The organism is Exiguobacterium sp. BMC-KP (genome assembly GCF_001275385.1).
Classification (GTDB): Bacteria; Bacillota; Bacilli; order Exiguobacteriales; family Exiguobacteriaceae; genus Exiguobacterium_A.
On the sequence record NZ_LGIW01000015.1, the window covers coordinates 1,370,342 to 1,390,429 of the forward strand.

The 20,088-nt window shown below is 44.8% G+C and carries 23 protein-coding genes; 6 read left to right on the forward strand and 17 right to left on the reverse strand.

Annotated features, from left to right (window positions below; genetic code table 11):
- Positions 1-6: 6 nt before the first annotated feature.
- Positions 7-285: a YlaN family protein gene (locus ADM98_RS12985; RefSeq protein ID WP_023468835.1), complete on the reverse strand. Its 279-nt coding sequence runs from the start codon at positions 283-285 to the stop codon at positions 7-9.
- Positions 286-408: 123 nt separating this feature from the next.
- On the opposite strand from ADM98_RS12985, the gene ADM98_RS12990 reads away from it, so the two are divergent.
- Entirely contained in the window at positions 409-870 is a 462-nt protein-coding gene (locus tag ADM98_RS12990) for a hypothetical protein (protein WP_053453871.1), read from the forward strand.
- 38 nt (positions 871-908) lie between these two features.
- On the opposite strand, the gene ADM98_RS12995 is transcribed toward ADM98_RS12990, so the two are convergent.
- Both ADM98_RS12995 and ADM98_RS13000 read right to left on the reverse strand, forming a co-directional pair.
- Entirely contained in the window at positions 909-2,225 is a 1,317-nt protein-coding gene (locus ADM98_RS12995; protein WP_053453872.1) for a PhoH family protein, read from the reverse strand.
- A gap of 40 nt (positions 2,226-2,265) precedes the next feature.
- Positions 2,266-2,718 (reverse strand): hypothetical protein, encoded by a 453-nt coding sequence (locus tag ADM98_RS13000; RefSeq protein ID WP_053453873.1) that lies wholly within the window; start codon positions 2,716-2,718, stop codon positions 2,266-2,268.
- Between the two features lie 117 nt (positions 2,719-2,835).
- Between ADM98_RS13000 and ADM98_RS13005 the strand changes: the two genes are divergently transcribed.
- A complete protein-coding gene (locus ADM98_RS13005) occupies positions 2,836-3,039 on the forward strand; it encodes a YlaI family protein (protein ID WP_053453874.1) in 204 nt (67 codons plus the stop codon).
- A gap of 42 nt (positions 3,040-3,081) precedes the next feature.
- Here ADM98_RS13005 and ADM98_RS13010 read toward each other — a convergent pair whose 3' ends face one another.
- The 3 genes from ADM98_RS13010 to typA form a co-directional block, all read right to left on the reverse strand.
- A complete protein-coding gene (locus tag ADM98_RS13010) occupies positions 3,082-4,149 on the reverse strand; it encodes a PQQ-dependent sugar dehydrogenase (RefSeq protein ID WP_053453875.1) in 1,068 nt (355 codons plus the stop codon).
- A 149-nt stretch (positions 4,150-4,298) separates the two neighbouring features.
- Positions 4,299-4,652 carry a YlaH-like family protein gene (locus ADM98_RS13015; RefSeq protein WP_053453876.1) on the reverse strand — a complete coding sequence of 118 codons (354 nt, stop codon included), beginning with the start codon at positions 4,650-4,652 and terminating at the stop codon, positions 4,299-4,301.
- Positions 4,653-4,678: 26 nt separating this feature from the next.
- On the reverse strand, positions 4,679-6,526 hold the full coding sequence (gene typA / locus ADM98_RS13020) for a translational GTPase TypA (RefSeq protein ID WP_053453877.1): 1,848 nt from the start codon (positions 6,524-6,526) through the stop codon (positions 4,679-4,681).
- 185 nt (positions 6,527-6,711) lie between these two features.
- Here typA and ADM98_RS17400 point away from each other — a divergent pair, with 185 nt between their 5' ends.
- Positions 6,712-6,882: a DUF5325 family protein gene (locus tag ADM98_RS17400; protein WP_023468843.1), complete on the forward strand. Its 171-nt coding sequence runs from the start codon at positions 6,712-6,714 to the stop codon at positions 6,880-6,882.
- Positions 6,883-6,923: 41 nt separating this feature from the next.
- Here ADM98_RS17400 and ADM98_RS13025 read toward each other — a convergent pair whose 3' ends face one another.
- From ADM98_RS13025 to ADM98_RS13035, 3 genes are all read right to left on the reverse strand, one after another.
- On the reverse strand, positions 6,924-7,709 hold the full coding sequence (locus ADM98_RS13025) for an inositol monophosphatase family protein (protein WP_053453878.1): 786 nt from the start codon (positions 7,707-7,709) through the stop codon (positions 6,924-6,926).
- Positions 7,710-7,833: 124 nt separating this feature from the next.
- Complete coding sequence (locus ADM98_RS13030; protein ID WP_023468845.1) at positions 7,834-8,022, reverse strand: hypothetical protein; 189 nt, start codon at positions 8,020-8,022, stop codon at positions 7,834-7,836.
- Positions 8,023-8,302: 280 nt separating this feature from the next.
- Positions 8,303-8,578 (reverse strand): UPF0223 family protein, encoded by a 276-nt coding sequence (locus tag ADM98_RS13035; RefSeq protein WP_235504897.1) that lies wholly within the window; start codon positions 8,576-8,578, stop codon positions 8,303-8,305.
- Between the two features lie 129 nt (positions 8,579-8,707).
- On the opposite strand from ADM98_RS13035, the gene ADM98_RS13040 reads away from it, so the two are divergent.
- The gene (locus tag ADM98_RS13040; RefSeq protein ID WP_053453880.1) at positions 8,708-10,195 is read left to right on the forward strand and encodes an aminotransferase class I/II-fold pyridoxal phosphate-dependent enzyme; all 1,488 of its coding nucleotides are present in this window, start codon (positions 8,708-8,710) and stop codon (positions 10,193-10,195) included.
- Positions 10,196-10,253: 58 nt separating this feature from the next.
- Here ADM98_RS13040 and ADM98_RS13045 read toward each other — a convergent pair whose 3' ends face one another.
- The 5 genes from ADM98_RS13045 to pdhA form a co-directional block, all read right to left on the reverse strand.
- Positions 10,254-10,559 carry an SAV0927 family protein gene (locus ADM98_RS13045; RefSeq protein WP_053453881.1) on the reverse strand — a complete coding sequence of 102 codons (306 nt, stop codon included), beginning with the start codon at positions 10,557-10,559 and terminating at the stop codon, positions 10,254-10,256.
- 110 nt (positions 10,560-10,669) lie between these two features.
- Positions 10,670-12,082: a dihydrolipoyl dehydrogenase gene (gene lpdA / locus ADM98_RS13050; RefSeq protein ID WP_053453882.1), complete on the reverse strand. Its 1,413-nt coding sequence runs from the start codon at positions 12,080-12,082 to the stop codon at positions 10,670-10,672.
- 3 nt (positions 12,083-12,085) lie between these two features.
- Complete coding sequence (locus tag ADM98_RS13055) at positions 12,086-13,375, reverse strand: dihydrolipoamide acetyltransferase family protein (protein WP_053453883.1); 1,290 nt, start codon at positions 13,373-13,375, stop codon at positions 12,086-12,088.
- 101 nt (positions 13,376-13,476) lie between these two features.
- On the reverse strand, positions 13,477-14,454 hold the full coding sequence (locus ADM98_RS13060; protein ID WP_023468851.1) for an alpha-ketoacid dehydrogenase subunit beta: 978 nt from the start codon (positions 14,452-14,454) through the stop codon (positions 13,477-13,479).
- Between the two features lie 3 nt (positions 14,455-14,457).
- Positions 14,458-15,540 (reverse strand): pyruvate dehydrogenase (acetyl-transferring) E1 component subunit alpha, encoded by a 1,083-nt coding sequence (pdhA, locus tag ADM98_RS13065; protein WP_053453884.1) that lies wholly within the window; start codon positions 15,538-15,540, stop codon positions 14,458-14,460.
- Positions 15,541-15,917: 377 nt separating this feature from the next.
- On the opposite strand from pdhA, the gene def reads away from it, so the two are divergent.
- Positions 15,918-16,457 (forward strand): peptide deformylase, encoded by a 540-nt coding sequence (gene def / locus ADM98_RS13070; RefSeq protein ID WP_053453885.1) that lies wholly within the window; start codon positions 15,918-15,920, stop codon positions 16,455-16,457.
- A 39-nt stretch (positions 16,458-16,496) separates the two neighbouring features.
- On the opposite strand, the gene rnjA is transcribed toward def, so the two are convergent.
- On the reverse strand, positions 16,497-18,164 hold the full coding sequence (gene rnjA, locus ADM98_RS13075) for a ribonuclease J1 (RefSeq protein ID WP_035406688.1): 1,668 nt from the start codon (positions 18,162-18,164) through the stop codon (positions 16,497-16,499).
- On the reverse strand, positions 18,161-18,376 hold the full coding sequence (locus ADM98_RS13080; RefSeq protein ID WP_023468855.1) for a DNA-dependent RNA polymerase subunit epsilon: 216 nt from the start codon (positions 18,374-18,376) through the stop codon (positions 18,161-18,163). The genes rnjA and ADM98_RS13080 overlap by 4 nt, the downstream gene beginning before the upstream one ends.
- Positions 18,377-18,549: 173 nt before the next feature.
- Here ADM98_RS13080 and ADM98_RS13085 point away from each other — a divergent pair, with 173 nt between their 5' ends.
- Positions 18,550-19,326, forward strand: coding sequence for a Cof-type HAD-IIB family hydrolase (locus ADM98_RS13085; protein WP_053453886.1), 777 nt, complete (start codon positions 18,550-18,552; stop codon positions 19,324-19,326).
- A 37-nt stretch (positions 19,327-19,363) separates the two neighbouring features.
- Here the strand turns inward: ADM98_RS13085 and ADM98_RS13090 are convergent, their stop codons facing one another.
- Positions 19,364-20,032 carry a potassium channel family protein gene (locus ADM98_RS13090; protein WP_035406684.1) on the reverse strand — a complete coding sequence of 223 codons (669 nt, stop codon included), beginning with the start codon at positions 20,030-20,032 and terminating at the stop codon, positions 19,364-19,366.
- Between the last annotated feature and the right edge of the window lie 56 nt (positions 20,033-20,088).

Genomic DNA, 20,088 nt, shown 5'->3' on the forward strand with positions numbered 1-20,088 from the left:
AGAAAATCAGCACGTCTCCGCATCATGTAAATCAGATAATTGCTGTTCAAGTGATTCGAGCAATTGTTTCCCTTCACCCGCATCAATCAGTTCCAGACGTACCGCAAAATCAATCTGACGGGACAATCCGAACATTTGTGTATCCAATACTTCCTCGTAAAGAGGACATTGTGGCATCGTTAAATTCGCAAGCTGGACCTCGATCAACCGGCGGATTTTTTGTGCATCCGCTTCTAGTAGCTCAAGAGCGCGCTGGCGATGAACTGTCTCGATTTCAGTTGACAATCCAATCCCTCCTCATCAAATGACGCGTTCCTGTTATAGCTAAACTTTACCTTACTTTCGCCAACAATTCAACGTTTCGGTATAATGGATTTGTTGGACTTACACATTTAGGGGGTAGAACAAATGATTTTTCCGATTAACGGTAAAGTACGGCACCAGTTGACGATTGATCCGACAGTCTGGATCTTTGACGAACGAAAGGTTGCGATTGAGAAAATCGGGCAACCAGCAGACACGAGTGAACAAGAAGCATACTACGCAAAAATGGGGGCTGCGTGGGATAAAGGCATCATGGAAGGAAGTCGAACGGATCATAATCGTCCGATGACACGTGCTGAAAAAGAAGCCGCACTTCAAGGTTCGTTTGCGATGGCACTTGCACCGTTCATTCGGAACGCTGAGCTCTTACCAGATGCAATTGCTATTCGGTTCGAAGGCGAAGAAACGGTCGAGCTACCGCTTGAACAACTCGATGAAGTATATCTTCAATTCTCACAAGACGGCAAGGTATTAGCAGATGGACCAGTTCACCTATTGCACGGACAACGGATCGTTAAATCCGTTCATACAGTCACCGTCCTATAACGAAAATGTGGTGCGCCTGAATAGACGCACCACATTTTTTATAATAAATCGGCTGCGAGACGCGCTAGATTCGAGCGCTCCCCTTTGACGAGTTTGACGTGTCCAGTCATCTTCTCGTTTTTGAGTCGTTCTACGGCATAGGATAGACCATTCGAATACTCATCTAAATATGGATGGTCGATTTGCTGTGGATCACCGACTAATACGATTTTCGAATTTTCTCCGACACGAGTCAAAATCGTCTTCACTTCATGTTTAGTCAAATTCTGTGCTTCATCGATGATGATGAATTGTCCCGGCATACTCCGTCCTCGGATATACGTTAACGCTTCGAGTTGAATCGTCTTCATTCCTGCAAGAATGTTACCAAGTTCGTCCCCCGATCCCGTATTGAAGAGGTGCTCAAGGTTATCGTAAATCGGTTGCATCCACGGACGAAGTTTTTCTTCCATTTCACCTGGCAAGTAGCCAATATCATTTCCCATCGGCACGACCGGACGCGCAACGACGAGTTTTTTATATTTATGCTCATCTTCTACTTGCAGGAGACCCGCAGCGAGTGCGAGTAATGTTTTCCCAGTACCTGCCTTCCCAACGAGTGTGACAAGTGGTACATCGTCACGTAGTAATAGTTCAAATGCCATCCGTTGTTGAACATTTCGTGGAACGACGCCCCAGACTTGATCGACATCGATTGAAAGCGCCCGAATGATTGGCAAGTTCTGATCGACAACAGCAATGGCAGAGGCTTTTGACATATTACTTTTTAGAATGACGAATTCATTCGGCTGCACTTTTTCTGGCAACACATCAACAGAAAGTCGTTTGTCCTGATAGAAGGCATCAATATATTCCTGATCGACGGTTACTTCGATGAACCCTGTATAGAGACCGGTCAGATCAGCGATATGATCCGTCATATAATCTTCAGCGACTAAACCGTATGCATCTGCTTTGACACGGACTAAGATATCTTTTGAGACAAGAATGACATCTCGTGGTGTCGCTTCGGCTTGTTGTTCACGATGAATCGACCATGCGAGCTCGATGATTTTGTTATCGTTTGATTCATGCATAAACGGAGAACCTTCGTGAATAGAATCGCCAATATCGACGCGAAGAATACCACCGTTTCCAAGCGGAACTCCCGCATGAAGCTGACCCGTTTCCCGCAATTGGTCTAAAATCCGTGCTGTTTCTCTTGCGTTGCGCCCAACTTCATCCATATTGCGCTTTTTTCCATCTAGTTCTTCTAGTACGATCGCTGGTATGACGACATCATGCTCTTGAAACTGAAAAAGAGAGAGTGGATCGTGAAGCATGACATTAGTATCAAGTACGTATATTTTCTTCATTCCATCGTTCGCCCCTTTAGAGTCGAGTTTGTGATGAATGTTACGCTTTTAGGATGCGATGAACAAGTTGATCCAACCGTTCGGCCGCCTGTTCATCATATGTTTTTTCAATGGTCGGTCGTTGCGTGACAGCTGCTCCGTAAAACAAGATGTCACGTACCTCTTCGACGCGTCCTTCATAAAAAGAGAGCGGAAGTGGAAGCGGTTCTTGCGGCGTAAATCCCTTGACGTTTGTACAGGTCAGGCTATACGCCGACTGTTCTGCAAAAAAGATTAATGTGAAAACCGGATGTTCTCGTAACGTTTTGACTAAATGAGAATCTGCTTCGATTGCAAAACGAAGCGTTTGCGAATCCGTTGCATGTACCCAACTGATCGCATGTGTGATGGGCCAATGTTTAGATTGATCGTGTGTGATCAGAAAAACGAGCGGTAATTGTGATAAAGCATCCAGTTGATCTGAACTGAGTTGTTGTTCTACTTTATTTGCCATGACATCACCCCCTCTATGACTTAGTGATGATATTTCGAGATATACTTCTCGATTCCCTTTTTTACATCTGAATAATCTTCTAATATGATATACTAAGAAAAAAAGGGAGGACCTGACATGCGAGTGAAATGTACGATTTGCGATAAGCGTGAAACGATTGATGATTGGTCCTTCACAGCGAAGCGATTACGCAATAAACCAGTCCGTGTCCACCTCTGTGATGAGTGCCGATCGCGTGTAGAAGAGCGGACACTTGAACGCCATGCTTCTGGACAATTTCATCTATACCCATCTTGGGAAACAAAACGAAAACACTGGTAACTAAAAGGTCTGCGGGGAATTTCCCTGACAGACCTTTTTCGTTCATCGATCGATTCGAATCAATCGATCATCCTCAGCTGACGGCTTCCCTCTACCGTCTGTATTGTTCGTAATATAATAAATCGACGTATCATCAATCCACACATCGCGAATCCGACCTTGATTTTTGACGATCGTTGTGACCTGTTTCGTCTTTAGATCAATCGCTTGTAATCGTTGACCGACAAGCGTTGCAAAGTACAACGTATCATCTGCTTCTGCAATTCCACTAGGTGCAACGGACTGCTCTCCTACTTCGTACCATGGTGTCACGAGTCCATCTGCTGTTTCTTTTCCTTCAATCGTCGGCCATCCATAATTCTTTTTCTCGATTCGATTGATTTCATCATGTCCACTTTGTCCGTGCTCGCTTGCGTACAGTTGATCATCGACGAAAACGAGCCCTTGTGGATTCCGGTGACCGATACTGTAGACATATCCTTTTTGATTCCCCTCGAACGGTTTTCCTTCCGGTGTGATGCGTAAAATTTTTCCTGCAAGTGAATCGATGTCTTGCGCCAGCTCAGGTTTTGCCGCGTCTCCTGCTGTCACGTAAAGCGCCCCTTCAGGTCCCCACTCAAGTCGACCTCCGTTGTGAATCGATGCTCCCGGAATGTCGTCGAGTAGAATACGTTCTTGCGTCCATTGATTACCTTCTTCTTTTATCGCGATGACGCGATTCGTCGCTTGTCCTTGTTTTGCGTACGTATGGTAGACGTATGCCGTCTTATTATCCTTAAAATCAGGATCAAGTACCATCCCGAGCAATCCACCTTCTCCTTCAGCAAGTACATCTTCCTTCAGTTGCAAGCGCATCCTCTCATAATCACCTTGTTTTCCTTTGACGATCGTTCCCTCTCGTTCTGTGATATAGAATGTCTCTCCTTCTCGAACGATGTTCCACGGTGCATTTAGCTCTTTAAATACGACGCCTTCTTGCGTTTGAGATGATTGCGTCGCTTTTTGATCGCCTGAATCCTGCTGATTGTTTCCTTGTGTCGTCTGATTCATTTCCTTTGTTGACGATTCTTCTGAAGTTTGTGTACAGCCCATCAGAACAATCGTTAACAAAAGGGGTATGACATACCTTATTTTCAATATTTTCTCCCCCTTTTATTATTATTGTTCCCGCTTCCCTTTAAATCATGCATTCGAATTGTCTCAAAAAAAAGAACGAACCTCCGAAGAGATTCGTTCTTTTGATTCATGACATGCTTCTGTTAAGAAGCTGTCCGTTCACGTTCACGCTTGACCATCCACATCCGGAAGCGATAAATGCCAAGGACGACGACCATCGCAAGGAGTACTTCAGGAATCGGCCATGTCCAGAAGACAAGCGTCAATGCTGCCGAGAAGACGGCGAGCAATAGATAGACGATCAGTGATTTCCACCATGCTAGTTCCTTAGCAAATCCTAACTTAAAGACGACAAGCGTCAAAATGACGACGGTGATCATCAAAGGATAAAATCCCGCTTCGATGTTATTCGGATCACTTCCGATACCGAGAAGTTTCGCGATGAACGGAATATCGTATTTCGAGAAATCAGAAGCAACGGCAGCTTGTGCATTCATTGCCAGTCCCCCTATTCGTTCAAGACTTAATCTTTACCTAGACGACGACGTTTTTCTTGCTTTTCACGTTCGTTCTTGTTCAAGACTTGTTTACGGAGACGAACCGATTGTGGTGTGATTTCACAGTACTCATCTTCGTTCAAGAATGTCAACGACTCTTCAAGTGAGAAGACACGTGGACGTTTAAGAACGTTCGTTGAATCTTTTGCAGATGCACGCATGTTCGTTAATTGTTTTGCTTTAACGACATTGACAGCGAGATCGACATCACGGTTACATTCGCCGATGATCATACCTTCGTATACTTCAAGACCAGGCTCGATGAAGATTGTTCCGCGGTCTTCAAGAGCTGAAATCGCGTAAGCAGTTGCTTTACCTGTTTCGATCGAAACCATAACTCCACTACGACGACCACCGATATCCGCTTGGATGAACGGACGGTATTCTTCGAATGTGTGATTCATGATTCCGTATCCGCGTGTAGCAGAAAGGAATTCGTTACGGTAACCGATCAAACCACGTGAAGGAACGATGAATTCCATTTTCGTTTGACCGTTGTCCATAGTTTGCATGTTCGTCAATTCACCTTTACGGAGACCGATCGATTCCATGACAGAACCTGTGTACTCTTCCGGTGTATCGATGACGACGCGCTCGAATGGCTCGACTTTGACGCCTTCTTCTTCTTTGATGATTACTTGCGGTTTCGATACTTGAATTTCGTATCCTTCACGGCGCATGTTTTCGATCAAGATCCCCAGGTGAAGTTCCCCACGACCAGATACGATCCAGCGGTCCGGTGAATCCGTATTTTCGATACGGAGTGAAACGTCTGTTTCGAGTTCTTTTTCAAGACGCTCTTCGATTTTACGTGAAGTAACGAGATCCCCTTCACGACCAGCGAATGGCGAGTTGTTGACGATGAATGTCATTTGAAGCGTTGGCTCATCGATACGTAATAGTGGGAGTGGATCAACGTGTGAAGTCGGGCAAACCGTCTCACCGACGTTGATGTCTTCCATACCAGCGATCGCGATCAAGTCTCCTGCTTTTGCAGTTTCGATTTCGACACGTTTAAGACCGAAGTAACCGAACAACTTCGTAACGCGGAAGTTTTTCGTTGAACCATCAAGTTTCGAAAGCGAAACGCTATCGCCAACTTTGATTTCCCCACGGAAGACACGACCGACACCGATCCGTCCGAGGTAGTTATCATAATCAAGCATCGTCACTTGGAACTGAAGCGGCTCCATTGTGTTATCGACAGGTGCTGGTGTGTGCTCAAGAATTAAATCAAGAACGTTTGTGATTGTATCTTCTTGTTTCTCTAATTCAGGTTCAAATGAACTTGAGCCGTTGACTGCCGATGCATAAACGACTGGGAATTCGAGTTGATCTTCGTCAGCTCCGAGGTCGATCAAGAGATCAACGACTTCGTCGACGACTTCAAGAGGACGGACCATCGGTTTGTCAATTTTGTTGACGACGACGATTGGTTGAAGTCCTTGCTCGAGCGCTTTTTTCAAAACGAAACGTGTTTGTGGCATACAGCCTTCACGTGCATCGACAACGAGGATAACGCCATCAACCATACGCATGATTCGCTCAACTTCTCCACCGAAATCGGCGTGTCCTGGCGTATCAACGATGTTGATGCGTGTGTTCTTGTAGTCAATTGCAGTGTTTTTCGCAAGAATCGTGATTCCACGTTCCCGCTCGATGTCATTTGAGTCCATTGCGCGTTCTTCGACTTGTTCGTTCGTACGGAACGTACCAGACTGTTTCAAAAGTTCATCGACTAAAGTTGTTTTACCATGGTCAACGTGGGCGATAATCGCAACGTTGCGTAAATCATTTCGTACTAATGTTGTCATAGGTGTGTACCTCTTTCTATTCATTTAAATAAATCTTATCATACTTTCGGTCAACTTTAAGAGTATAGCACAGGTAGAGTCCTAATTGGCAATGACTAAGATTCGACATCACTCCGAAAGCCTTTTCATTACGCTTCATTCACGCTACACTGTTAACGTACTCACGGGTAGAGGGGGAAAAGAACATGCGTCTGCTATTTTTATTACTCGCCATGCTTGCCGTAGGATCCATGGCAGCCATCGGCATCTTCATCGCAGAACAAAACGTACCGATGACGATCGCCTCTGTCATCTTGATGATTGTTGCGATGGGTGCCGGATTCGTTTTAAAGGCACGTTTACGAAAACAAGCATGAGCAAAAAGGTTTCTTTCGTTCAAGACGAAAGAAACCTTTTTTCAATCCTCTTGTGTTTGAACGAACGTCAATACATCCTCTACGAATGTATGGCTCCCTGCTAATACACTCGTTTGTTCGAGAAATGACATCGATTCACCTGTGATCGTACCGACACGCCCACCAACCTCTTCAATCAACAATTGACCGGCTGCGTAATCCCAAGGCATGTTACGCATCGTAATATACCCATCTACTCTACCGGCAGCAGTCCATGCGAGTTCAAGTGAAGCTGCACCGATTGCTCTCACCCCTACTGCGTGTCGTACGAGCGGTGCGAGACGATCTGTGTTGATTCGACGGTTCGGTGTGACCCATGTCGCATTCATACAAATGATTGCTTCTTTCACACTTCGCTCTGTCAGTTGTGGTAATCGAATTCCGTTTTGATAAGCCCCTTGCCCTTTGATGACATGGAACATCTCGTCTGCCATGACATCGTAAACGAATCCGTACCGCAATTCTCCTTCTATCATAATGGCAATCGAGATGGCGAACATTCGTTTTTGACGGATGAAATTCATCGTTCCATCAATCGGATCAACGAACCAGATCGTTCCTTCAAGTGTATCCGGTCGAACGACCCGACCTTCTTCTCCATAAATGTGATGATCTGGATATCGATCAAGAATACCTCGAATCAACAAATCTTCGACCGCTTGATCAATTTCCGTTACTAAATCACTTTTCCCCGTTTTTTGTTCAATGTGATACGACACATCAATCTTTTCGCGAATGTACTTCCCTGCGCGCTTAATCAAATCTATCGCATCCAACTCGATTTGCATCGTACTTCACTCCTTCATCATCGTTTCCAGCTTCTTCTATAGTAACAAAAAAAGAAAACCAGCGAACGATTCGCTGGTTGAAGTATTGATATTTTGTTATAAGGTAGAGACAAGGACGTTGAAATCAAGCTTCAAGACGTACCATCTCTTGGCGATATTTTTCGAGGCGCTCTTTACTTGCACCAACAGCTTCTGCGTCACTTGCCACCATGGCATCATGCAATGTAGCAAGCTCATAATCGATTTCAAGACGCAACACAGGAATGCGTTTTTCTGCATCTTTTCTTTTGTATGCTTCTATCACTTGTTTCACAGTAACCACACTCCTTCGCGGGATAAACAGAGGTTTAATTTGTCAGACAATTGCGACTTATTAGTGGATTGAATCTATAATAGTACGATTCAAGTTAGATGTAAAGCATCTAATTTTAAAAAATACAGTTTCACATATTTGTAAGGACAACGTCTTGTATGTAGTATATAGCCGCTTCCTTTCCACTTTAAACAAATGTTGATCATTTCCCGCACATTTCCAGTCGAATCAAAGAAGGACTCCTACACGATCGCGTAGGAGTCCTATCTACTTCATTCAGTTATTTTTTCATCCGAACGAGCGGCTCTTCTTGACGTTTTGCCTGTTGCATTGTCCGATAACTCGAGCATCCCGTCTCTTCCATATAAAACTGATCCCACTGTTTCTCCTCGGACTTCGAGGTAACGATTTGTTTAAATTCACGATAGGCTTCGAGTAATCGTTGGCGTTCAACACCTGTCTCATAGGCTTGCTCGACTAAATTAAAGAAGTCGATGACTTTTACGATTTCTTCAGTTGACCAATCGGAATTAAGCGGATAATTCAATGCCATCATTCCCACTTCCTTTCTGCACTTTTCTATTTTACACGGAAAAGAAGCATAAAACAGTTGCAACCATCCGAAAACTTGTTATAGTTAGCTTGTTTGATTGTATTTTTATTCGGTTTTAAGGGGGGAAATCTGGTGCAAACAAAAAGCTTAACACAGCTCGATACACCTTTATTCGATGCGCTACTTGCGCATGCGAAACGTCAACCAATTCAATTTCATATTCCCGGTCATAAAAATGGTCAAGGAATGGATCCAGCCTTTCGATCGTTCATCGGTCAGAATGCGCTCGATATCGATTTAATCAATATCGCTCCCCTTGATGATCTCCATCATCCAAAGGCAATCATCAAGGAAGCTCATCAATTGGCAGCACAAGCCTTCCAGGCCGACGAAACATTCTTTTCCGTACAAGGAACATCAACAGCAATCATGGCGATGATCATGAGTGTCGTCGGACCTGACGATAAAATTCTCGTTCCTCGGAACGTTCATAAATCGGTGATGTCAGCTATCGTTCTTTCTGGTGCGCATCCGATTTTCATTCACCCTGAGTTTGATGAGACGTTTGGTATCGCTCACGGCATCACACCAAGCGCAGTAGAACGTGCTCTTGCTCTTCACCCGGACACGAAAGCCGTCCTCGTCATTAACCCGACTTACTTCGGCGTTGCTGGTGACTTAGAGAGCATCGTCAAGCTATCCCATAGCAAAGGTATTCCGGTACTCGTCGACGAAGCACACGGCGTTCATATCGCGTTCCACGAAGATATGCCGCTCTCTGCGATGCAAGCTGGCGCCGATCTTGCCGCAACAAGTGTTCATAAACTCGGTGGATCACTGACAGGAAGTTCTGTTTTAAATGTCCGTCGTGGTCTTGTCTCTCCGGATAAAGTCCAAGCGGTGTTATCGATGTTGACGACGACATCAACTTCTTACCTATTGCTCGCATCTCTTGACTGCGCACGGCGTCATCTCGCGATTAACGGTGAGGCGATGAATCGTCGAGCGCTTGAACTCGCTACACGGATGCGTTTCGGATTAGCGAAGCTTCCTTATCTCGCTGTCTTCGGCGAATCCGATCTTCACTCGAGTGCGACATTTGCCTTTGATCCAACGAAAGTCCTCGTTTCCGTTAAAGGACTCGGCATTTCTGGTCATCTCGTTGAGGAATTCTTACGCGATGAGCACCGCATTGAAGTCGAGCTCTCTGATTTGAATAACATCCTTGTTATCATTACGTCTGGTGATTCGGAAGAGACAATTGATGCGTTCCTGCACGCTATGTCGTTACTCGTTGCACGTTATCAAAATAATGGTGCTAAGACAGTCGATCACTCGATCGTTCTTCCAGACATCCCGGCACTTGCCCTTAGCCCGCGTGATGCATTCTATGAAGAAACAGAAACGATTCCTTTAGTGGATGCAGTCGGACGGATTTCAGCTGAATTCATGATGGTGTATCCACCTGGTATTCCAATCTTCATCCCGGGTGAGATGATTACGACAGATAACCTGGCTTATATTAAAGAAAATATTGAAGCGGGTCTTCCGGTTCAAGGCCTTGAGGATCATTCACTCAAGACAATTAAAGTCATTCAACAATCGAATGCGATTCGTTAAGTACGCAAAAACAGCAATCCTTAAACCTGAGGATTGCTGTTTTTTTGATTGAGTCCTTTTATTCGGCATACTCATCATTTGGTGAACAAGGAATGAATGCCGCTAGTGCTTCACCAATCGCTTCAACATCTTCTCGTTCAATCGCAAACGTACGTACTAAGACTTCTCCATTTAACACATCCTGTTGATCGAGTAACGCTGACTGACCACCGGTTAAACTGACGACAAGCACTTTCCCAAAAAATTGTCCTGTACAGACGACAGCAAAATCATAGCGGGCTAGTGCTGTCGTCCAGCCGACAAAGCGTACCTTATCCATCTCCGATACGTAATAGAGCTCTTCTAAGGCAGTCACGGATTCCATGTGCGTCCACCCTCTCCGATTTTTACTCTTCCTTTTCCTTTTTTAAATCAAGACCAAACAAAAAAACACCTTATTCACGGTCGGCTCCCCGTGAATAAGGTGTTTCGGAATTATTTAATGATGTGGATTGGGCTACCGATTGCAACTTCAGCAGTTTCCATTGCGATTTCACCGAGTGATGGGTGCGCGTGGATTGTGAGTGCGATATCTTCAGCAGTCATACCAGACTCGATTGCGAGTCCCATTTCAGCGATCATATCAGATGCGCCTGTACCAGCGATTTGCGCGCCGATCAAGAGACCATCTGATTTACGAGTGATCATTTTCAAGAAGCCGTCTGGCTCATTGAGTGCAAGTGCACGACCATTCGCAGCGTAAGGGAATTTAGACGCGACATAGTCGAGTCCTTCTTCTTTCGCTTGTGCTTCCGTGTAACCGACTGTAGCGAGTTCTGGGTCTGTGAAGACGACCGCTGGAATCGCACTGTAGTCGAGGTATGCAGGATGTCCTGCAGCTGCTTCAGCAGCAATTTTAGCTTCGAATGAAGCTTTGTGTGCAAGTGGTGGTCCTGGAACGATATCACCGATTGCGTAGATGTTTTCGTTCGAAGTACGACACTGATCATCGATTTCAACAAGACCGCGGTCGCTGACTTTGACTTCTGCCATTTCAAGACCAAGATCGTTTGTGTTCGGGCGACGACCAACAGTGACGAGGACGTAGTCCGCTTCAACTGTTTGTGCTTCACCGTTAACTTCGAATGTTACTTTTACGCCGTCTTCCGACTCTTCCACACTTTGAGCAAGTGCTTCGTTGTGGATTGTGATGTTACCTTTTTGTTTGAGCTTTTTCTTAACGACTTGCGTCATAGCAGGCTCAAATCCAGAAAGGATATCTTTTGTTCCTTCAAGAATGACGACTTCTGTATCGAAGTTCGCATACGCTGTACCAAGCTCCATCCCGATGTATCCGCCACCGATGACGATGAGTTTTTTCGGGATTTCAGGAAGGTTCAATGCGCCTGTTGAAGAAAGAACACGTTTTGACCATTTGAAAGCTGGAAGTTCAATTGGAGTCGAACCTGTCGCGATGATACATTTCTTGAATTTATAAGGAGTCGAAGAATCTTCGTTGATGATACGAACTGTGTCTTCTGATTGGAAGTATGCTTCTCCAACGACAGTCTCGACTTTGTTCCCTTTAAGAAGACCACTAACGCCGCCAGTCAATTTGTTGACGACTGATTGTTTCCAAGTTTGAACTTTCGAGAAATCGACAGTTGCATTCTCAGAAGTGATCCCCATGTCGCTTGAACCTTTAGCATGCTGGAAGTTATGTCCTGCAGTGATCAAGGCTTTTGACGGGATACATCCAACGTTTAAGCAGACACCGCCGACGTTTTCACGTTCAACGATTGTTACTTTCATACCGAGTTGCGCGCCGCGGATTGCAGCAACGTAACCACCAGGGCCAGCCCCGATTACGAGTAAATCTGTTTCTTGTGCGAATTCACCTACTACCATTGCTTATCCCTCCATGATGAGAAGTTGTGGGTCGTTCAATAGGCGTTTAACTAAGTTAAGCGCATTTTGTGCAGTTGCACCATCGATGAGACGGTGGTCGAAGCTGAATGAAAGTGCAAGAACTGGTGCAGCAACGATTTCGCCGTTTTTAACGACTGCTTTTTCAGCGATACGGCCGATACCTAAAATTGCAACTTCCGGGTGGTTGATGACTGGTGTGAACCATTGACCGCCAGCAGAACCGATGTTAGTGATCGTGATTGATCCACCTTTCATCTCGTCGCCAGAAAGTTTACCTTCGCGTGCTTTACCAGCAAGGTCGTTGATGTCGTCAGCGAGTGAGAAGATCGATTTGCGATCTGCATCTTTAACGACTGGTACGACAAGACCGTTGTCTGTATCTGCAGCGATACCGATGTTGAAGTAGTTTTTGTAGACGATTTCTTCGTTTACATCGTCGATTGATGCGTTGATTGCTGGGTATTTTTTAGCAGCAGCAGTCAATGCTTTTACGACGAATGGAAGGTAAGTCAATTTCGTACCTTGAGCAGCCGCAACTTCTTTGAAGTTTTTACGGAGTGCTACGAGGTTCGTCACATCGACTTCGTCCATGAGTGTTACGTGTGGAGCTGTATGTTTCGAGTTAACCATTGCTTTCGAAATCGCTTTACGGATTCCTTTGATTTTCTCGCGTGTTTCAAGTTCAGGTTGAGCAGCAACGTAAGGCTTAACTTCTGTTTTTGGTGCAGAAGCTGCAGCTGGTGCTTTTTCTTCTGTTGCTGGTGCTTCAGAAGTTTGACCACCGTTTGCGAATGCATCGATGTCTTCTTTAACGACACGACCGTTGTCTCCAGAACCTTGGACTTCACGGATGTCGATACCTTTTTCACGTGCATATTTACGGACAGAAGGCATTGCGATAACGCGTTCTGATTTATGGATTTGAACCTCATTTGGTTTGTCTTCCACTTTTTGATCCGTATCTTGAACGTCTTTAGCGTTGTCTTCAGCTTTTGGTTGCTCTGCTTCTTCAGAAGGAGCAGAACCTTCGCCTTCGACTTCGAATGTGATGAGGACGTCGCCAACGACAGCTACGACACCTTCGTCAACTTTTACTTCTTTGACAGTACCATCAACTGGTGATGGGATTTCAACGACTGCTTTATCGTTTTGTACTTCAAGAAGAACGTCGTCTTCCTTGACAGTGTCGCCCGCTTTTACGAACCACTTTACGATTTCACCTTCATGAATACCCTCACCGATATCCGGCAATTTGAATTCAAATAAACCCATTTGAATATGCCTCCTTTTAGTTCACTCTTCTAGTCGATTGTTATCTGTAAAAACGGAAGCAAGGAGAGAATAGAACCCTCTCCTTATTTTCCGAAATGCTCTTAGAAATTGTAGACAGTTTTGACTTTCTCAACGATATCTTTGTGATCTGGGATCCAGACGTCTTCACCTTGTGCGAATGGGAAGATTGTATCTGGTGCAGCAACACGAAGAATCGGTGCTTCGAGGTCAAGGATTGCGCGCTCTTGGATTTCAGTTGCAACCATTGCAGCGATACCCGCTTGTTTTTGTGCTTCTTGAACGACGACGACACGGTTTGTTTTCTTGACAGAAGCAAGAATCGTATCGATGTCGATCGGGCTGATTGTCATCAAATCGATGATTTCAACGCTGATGTTTTCTTTTTCGAGCTCTTCCGCTGCTTTAAGTGAAGCGTGTACCATCGCACCGTAAGTGACGATTGTGACATCTGTACCTTCACGTTTTACATCAGCTTTTCCGAGTTCGATCGTGTAATCGCCCTCTGGCACTTCACCGCGGAATGAACGGTAGAGTTTCATGTGCTCGAGGAAGACGACTGGATCGTTGTCACGGATTGATGCGATCAAGAGACCTTTTGCATCGTATGGTGTTGAAGGAATGACAACTTTAAGTCCTGGTGACTGAGCCATGAGTCCTTCAAGGTTATCTGCGTGAAGTTCCGGTGTTTTTACACCGCCACCGAATGGTGAACGGATTGTAACAGGTGCACTGTAAGTGCCGCCTGAACGGTAACGGAGACGCGCAAGTTGTGCTGCGACTGAATCGAATACTTCGAATACGAATCCGAAGAATTGGATTTCCATGATTGGACGGAATCCTGTCAGACTGAATCCGACAGCAAGACCACCAATACCTGATTCCGCAAGTGGTGTATCGAAGACGCGGTCTTCGCCGAGCTCATCTTGAAGACCTTCTGTCGCACGGAATACCCCACCGTTTTTACCGACGTCTTCACCGAACAAGAGAACTTGTTCGTCGCGTTTCATCTCGACGCGCATTGCGTCAGTGATCGCTTGGATCATCGTCATTTGTGCCATGGGTTATTTCGACTCCTTTGCTGTATACTCATCAAGCTGCTCTTGCAGGTTTTGTGGAAGCTTTTCAGCCATCACGTTGATGAAATCTGTAACTTTTTGTTTTGGTTCTTTGTCAGCTTGTGCAAGTGCTTCCTTCACGTCAGCTTTTGCTTGCTCGATGACTTCATTCTCTTTATCTTCGTTCCAAAGACCTTTTGTTTCCATGAAAGCACGGAAACGGACGAGTGGATCTTGTGCTTGGTACTCATCATCCATGTCTTTTGTACGGTATCGTGTTGGATCATCACCAGCGAGTGTGTGTGGTCCGTAACGGTAAGTCAATGTTTCGATCAATGTTGGAACACCGTTAAGTGCTTCAACACGAGCTTGTTTCGTAGCTGCGTATACAGCGAGAACGTCCATACCGTCGACTTGGATACCGTTGATACCAGCAGCAACAGCTTTTTGAGCGATTGTTTTCGCCATTGATTGCTTTTCGACTGGTGTCGAGATTGCGAAACGGTTGTTTTGAACGACGAAGATAGCAGGTGCTTTGAAAGCTCCAGCGAAGTTCATTCCTTCATAGAAGTCCCCTTGTGAAGAACCACCATCACCTGTGTAAGTGATCGCAACTTGTTCTTTACCGCTTTTCTTAAGACCGAGAGCAACACCAGCCGCTTGAACGATCTGCGCACCGATGATGATTTGTGGCATTAAGACGTTAACACCTTCAGGAATCTTACCACCTGTGATGTGACCGCGTGAGAACAAGAATGCTTTGTAAAGTGGGAAGCCATGGAAGACCATTTGTGGAATATCACGGTATCCAGGAAGAATCCAGTCATCTTTATCCAAAGCGAATTGCGTACCGATCATTGACGCTTCTTGTCCAGCTACTGGAGCATAGAAACCAAGACGTCCTTGACGGTTAAGTGAGATTGCACGTTGGTCCCAGATACGTGTGTATACGAGACGGCGCATTAATTCCGTAAGCTCTTCATCCGAGAGATCTGGCATAGCGTCTTTATTGACGACTTCACCTTTCTCGTCAAGAATGCGGAACGTTTCAAAGTTTTCTTCCACGTTTTTAAACATGTTTACGTTCATCTTTTCACCTCATCCTTTCACTGCGTTCAGCGAAATATTCCTCTGACTGATTTGCCCACATAACAATAGTGTCCAAAAAACGAAGTCCCGTGTGACTATCCTTTGAACATGTGTCTGTGTACCTATTCAGTTGAGTAAACTGTATTATCATGAATCGACACGTTGTAGTGTCTTGTTCATTACGTTACAAGTATAAATCTGTAACACCTTAAAATCAAAGGAAATGTTTTATTTTTTTCGCTCTTTATATTGTGAATTCAATCACAAAACAAGAATATTCCATCTTCTGTATCATTCGATAATTTCCTACTGTGTTAGTTGTCATCATTCCCCACTTTCCTATGCTATACTTTTTGTAGACGAAAGGAGTGTTGTTCATGATTACCATGAATGAAATCGTACGTGAAGACGTTCCGACTCTTCACGAACGGTCAGTAGAAGTGACCTTCCCTCTCAGCGATGAGGATAAGGAAACGATGCGACTCATGCGCGAGTTCCTCGCCAACAGTCAAGATGATGAAATTGCGAAGAAATACGATTTAAGAAGTGGTATCGGACTTGCCGCGCCACAAATCGGTGTCAACAAGCGCATGTTCGCGATCCGCTTACCGGATGGTGATGATTTGTTGGAATTTGGTATCTATAACCCAAAAATCATCAGTCATTCCGTCGAGCAGACCTATTTAACTGGCGGCGAAGGATGTTTGTCCGTCGACCGTGAAGTAGAAGGACATGTACCGCGCTATATGCGTATTACCCTAACTGGCATCGATCATAACGGAAATCCTGTAAAATTACGTTTAAAAGGGATGAAAGCAATCGTCTGTCAGCATGAATATGACCATTTAGATGGCGTCATGTTTTACGATCGAATTGATAAAAAAGAGCCATTTAAGGAATATGGTCCTGCTACGTAATAAAAAAACTCGTTTCCAAAGCGGAAACGAGTTTTTTTATTATACTTCCATGATGATCGGCATGACCATCGGATGGCGCTGTGTCTTTTCTGTTAAATACGGTGTGAGCGTATCATTGATGACTTGTTTGATGTCTGTCCATTTCGTGTTGCGGTTCGCAAGTGATTGATCAAGCGAACGCTTGAGTAGACGCTCAGCATCTTTAATCAGATTACCTGATTCACGCATGTAGACGAAACCACGCGAGATGATATCTGGTCCTGAGACAAGACGATTCGTCTTCGAGTCGAGGGTAACGACGACGACGACGAGCCCTTCTTCCGAGAGAATACGACGATCGCGCAAGACGATGTTTCCGATATCCCCAATCCCTTTTCCATCAACATAGACGGCATTTGCTTGAATCTTACCAGTGATAGCAGCAGCGTTCGCATCTAATGCTAATACTTCACCGTTATCCATGACGAAACAGTTTTCTTCCGGTACACCAGCATCCATCGCAAGCGACATATGTTTTTTCAGCATCCGGTATTCCCCGTGAATCGGCATGAAATACTTTGGATTCAATAGACGTAACATGAGCAGTTGCTCTTGTTGACTACCGTGACCCGATGTATGAATATCATTTAGTTTACCGTACATGACATCCGCTCCAGCTTTATACAGCTGGTTGATCGTCTTCCCGACAGAAACGACGTTCCCTGGAATCGGTGACGAAGAGAAGATGACAAGATCATCTGGAATGATTGAGATTTGACGGTGTGTTCCGTTTGCAATGCGGCTAAGTGCTGCCATCGGTTCACCTTGCGAACCGGTACAAAGGATCGTCAATTCGTTTGATTTATAACGTTTCATCTCGTTTGGCTCGATGATCGTACCCTTCGGCGCTTTGATGAAATCAAGTTCTTGACCAATCATCATGACCTTGTCCATACTACGTCCGAAGACGACGATTTTACGTCCTGCTTCAACAGAAGCATTGACGACTTGTTGTAAACGATAGATATTCGACGCGAATGTCGCGAAGATGATCCGTCCTTCTGCTTTGCGGAAGATGTCTGAGATCGTTTCACCGACGACGCGTTCACTCATCGTAAACCCTTCCACTTCTGCATTCGTTGAGTCCGATAGAAGACACAATACGCCTTCTTTACCGAGTTCAGCCATTTTCGCTAAATCAGCTGGTTCTCCAACTGGTGTGAAATCGAACTTGAAATCCCCCGTATGAACGATGTTCCCTTGTGGCGTTTTAACGACGACACCGAACGAATTCGGAATCGAGTGTGTCGTACGGAAGAACGAGATGCTTGTCTTCCGGAACTTGATAATCGAATCCTCATCGATTTCATGCAGTTCCGCGTTACGAAGCAAACCGTGCTCTTCTAGTTTCACCTTGATGAGACCCATCGCGATCTTTCCTGCGTAAATCGGTAAGTTCACTTGTTTAAGCAAGAAAGGAAGACCGCCAATGTGGTCTTCATGACCGTGAGTGATGAAGACTCCTTTGACCTTATCCTTGTTCTTGATCAAATAAGTGTAATCTGGAATGACATAGTCGATTCCGAGTAATTCATCTTCGGGGAACATGACACCCGCGTCAATGACGATGATCTCATCTTGGAATTGAACGACATATGTGTTCTTTCCGATTTCCCCGAGTCCACCGAGTGCGAAGACGGCGGCTTGATGGTTTTTGACGAACTTCATTCGAATGTCGCAACCTTGAAATCAGGATGTTGTTGTTCGTATGTCAAAAATTCTCCACTAACTTCGCGGATGAACTCGATGTTGATATCTTTGAGGTGGTCAATCGTTGATCGCACGTCACGAATGCTTTCCCCTTCTACATACATTGTTTCTGTCCGTTCACGAACAGGTGCTTCCGAACGAAGCGGTTGGTAAAATACTTTAAAAATCATGCCTAGCAACTCCTTATCAGTACATTGTTTTTTGTCCTTAGTACAGTATACACGATACATGGACTATTTTTCATCCTTATTCCGCATGTTCCCTTCCGGCAACACGCTTTTGGTTATGCTATACTTTCTCATGAATAGGTCACTTCGACCAAATAAAAAGAGAAGGTGAAACCATGGCAAATCAGAAAGTCGTCTTTTTCGATATCGACGGAACCTTATTGCATGATGGTCATTTTGTTCCAGAATCAACAAAACAGGCAATTCGCCAACTTCAAGAAAACGGTGTCTATGTAGCACTTGCAACCGGCCGCGGACCTGCGATGTTATCCGGAATTCGTGAACTGCTCAACATCGATACGATCATCGGCTATAACGGGCAAATCGTCGTTCATCAAAATGAAATCATCTATAAGCGTCCGCAACCTAAAGCCGATTTGACACAATTGACGCAACAAGCAAAGGAAAACGGGCATACACTCGTCTACCTAGGTGAAACAAAGGGCTTCACGACGAAATCGAATGATTTTCATGTCGTTGATTCGCTCGGTGACCTTGATATGCCATTACCAATTCACGATGAAGAAGCATTCTTATCCCAGGATGTTTTCCAAACACTCGTCTACTGTACGGCAGAAGAAGAAGCAGATTACGTCAAACGATATGACGCCTTCGATTTCATTCGTTGGCATCAACATGCAATGGATGTCATCAATGTCGGGTCTTCGAAAGCAGAAGGCATCAAACAATTTCTGAAGTTGACGAACATTCGTCGTGAGGATACCTTTGCATTCGGTGATGCTCTCAACGATCTAGAGATGCTCCGTTACGTCGGAACTGGTATCGCGATGGGCAACGGGCTTCCACAAACGAAAGCTGCTGCTGACTATGTTACGAAATCCATCCTTGAAGACGGTATCGCACACGGATTAAAAGAATTTCAACTCATTTAACAGATAGTTGTAAAGCTGAGGCATGCCTCAGCTTTTTTTAGTTCTTCACTTTATGAATCGCGCGCTCTAAACGATCGAGATCCTCGTTTTCGCCAATGACGACAAGGTAATCACCTTTTTCAATGACTTCATCTGCTTGCAAAGAGATCATGACGTTTTCGCCACGTTTAATAGCGACGACGTTCGCACCATATTTGCTCCGTAGATCAAGATCAATCAATGTTTGTTTTGCCATCCGATCACTGACTTTAATCTCGACGATCGAAAATTCTTGAGATAAGTCGAGATAATCAAGAATATTTGAACTCATTAAACCATTTGCAATTCGGACCCCCATATCACGTTCTGGGTGAACGATGAAATCCGCTCCGATTTTCCGTAATACTTTTTCGTGGTAGTCGTTCGTTGCTTTGACGGTAATTGATTGTACTCCGAGTTCTTTTAAAATCAACGTCGTCAAAATTGAAGCTTGAATATTTTCCCCAATGGCGACGATGACATGATCGAAGTTCCGGATTCCTAAGCTCTTTAGGACGTTCTCATCTGTCGTATCCGCAATGACAGAATGCGTCGCAATTCCCATGAATTCATTGACTCGCTCTTCATCTGAATCAATCGCTAAGACATCGTAACCATTTTTTGATAGTTCCCGGACGATGGAGCCACCAAAACGCCCTAGTCCAATTACTGCAAACTCTCCATTCATTTTCACAACTCTCCTTCACAATCGCTCTTCCTTAGTAGTGTACCCGATTCATTTTA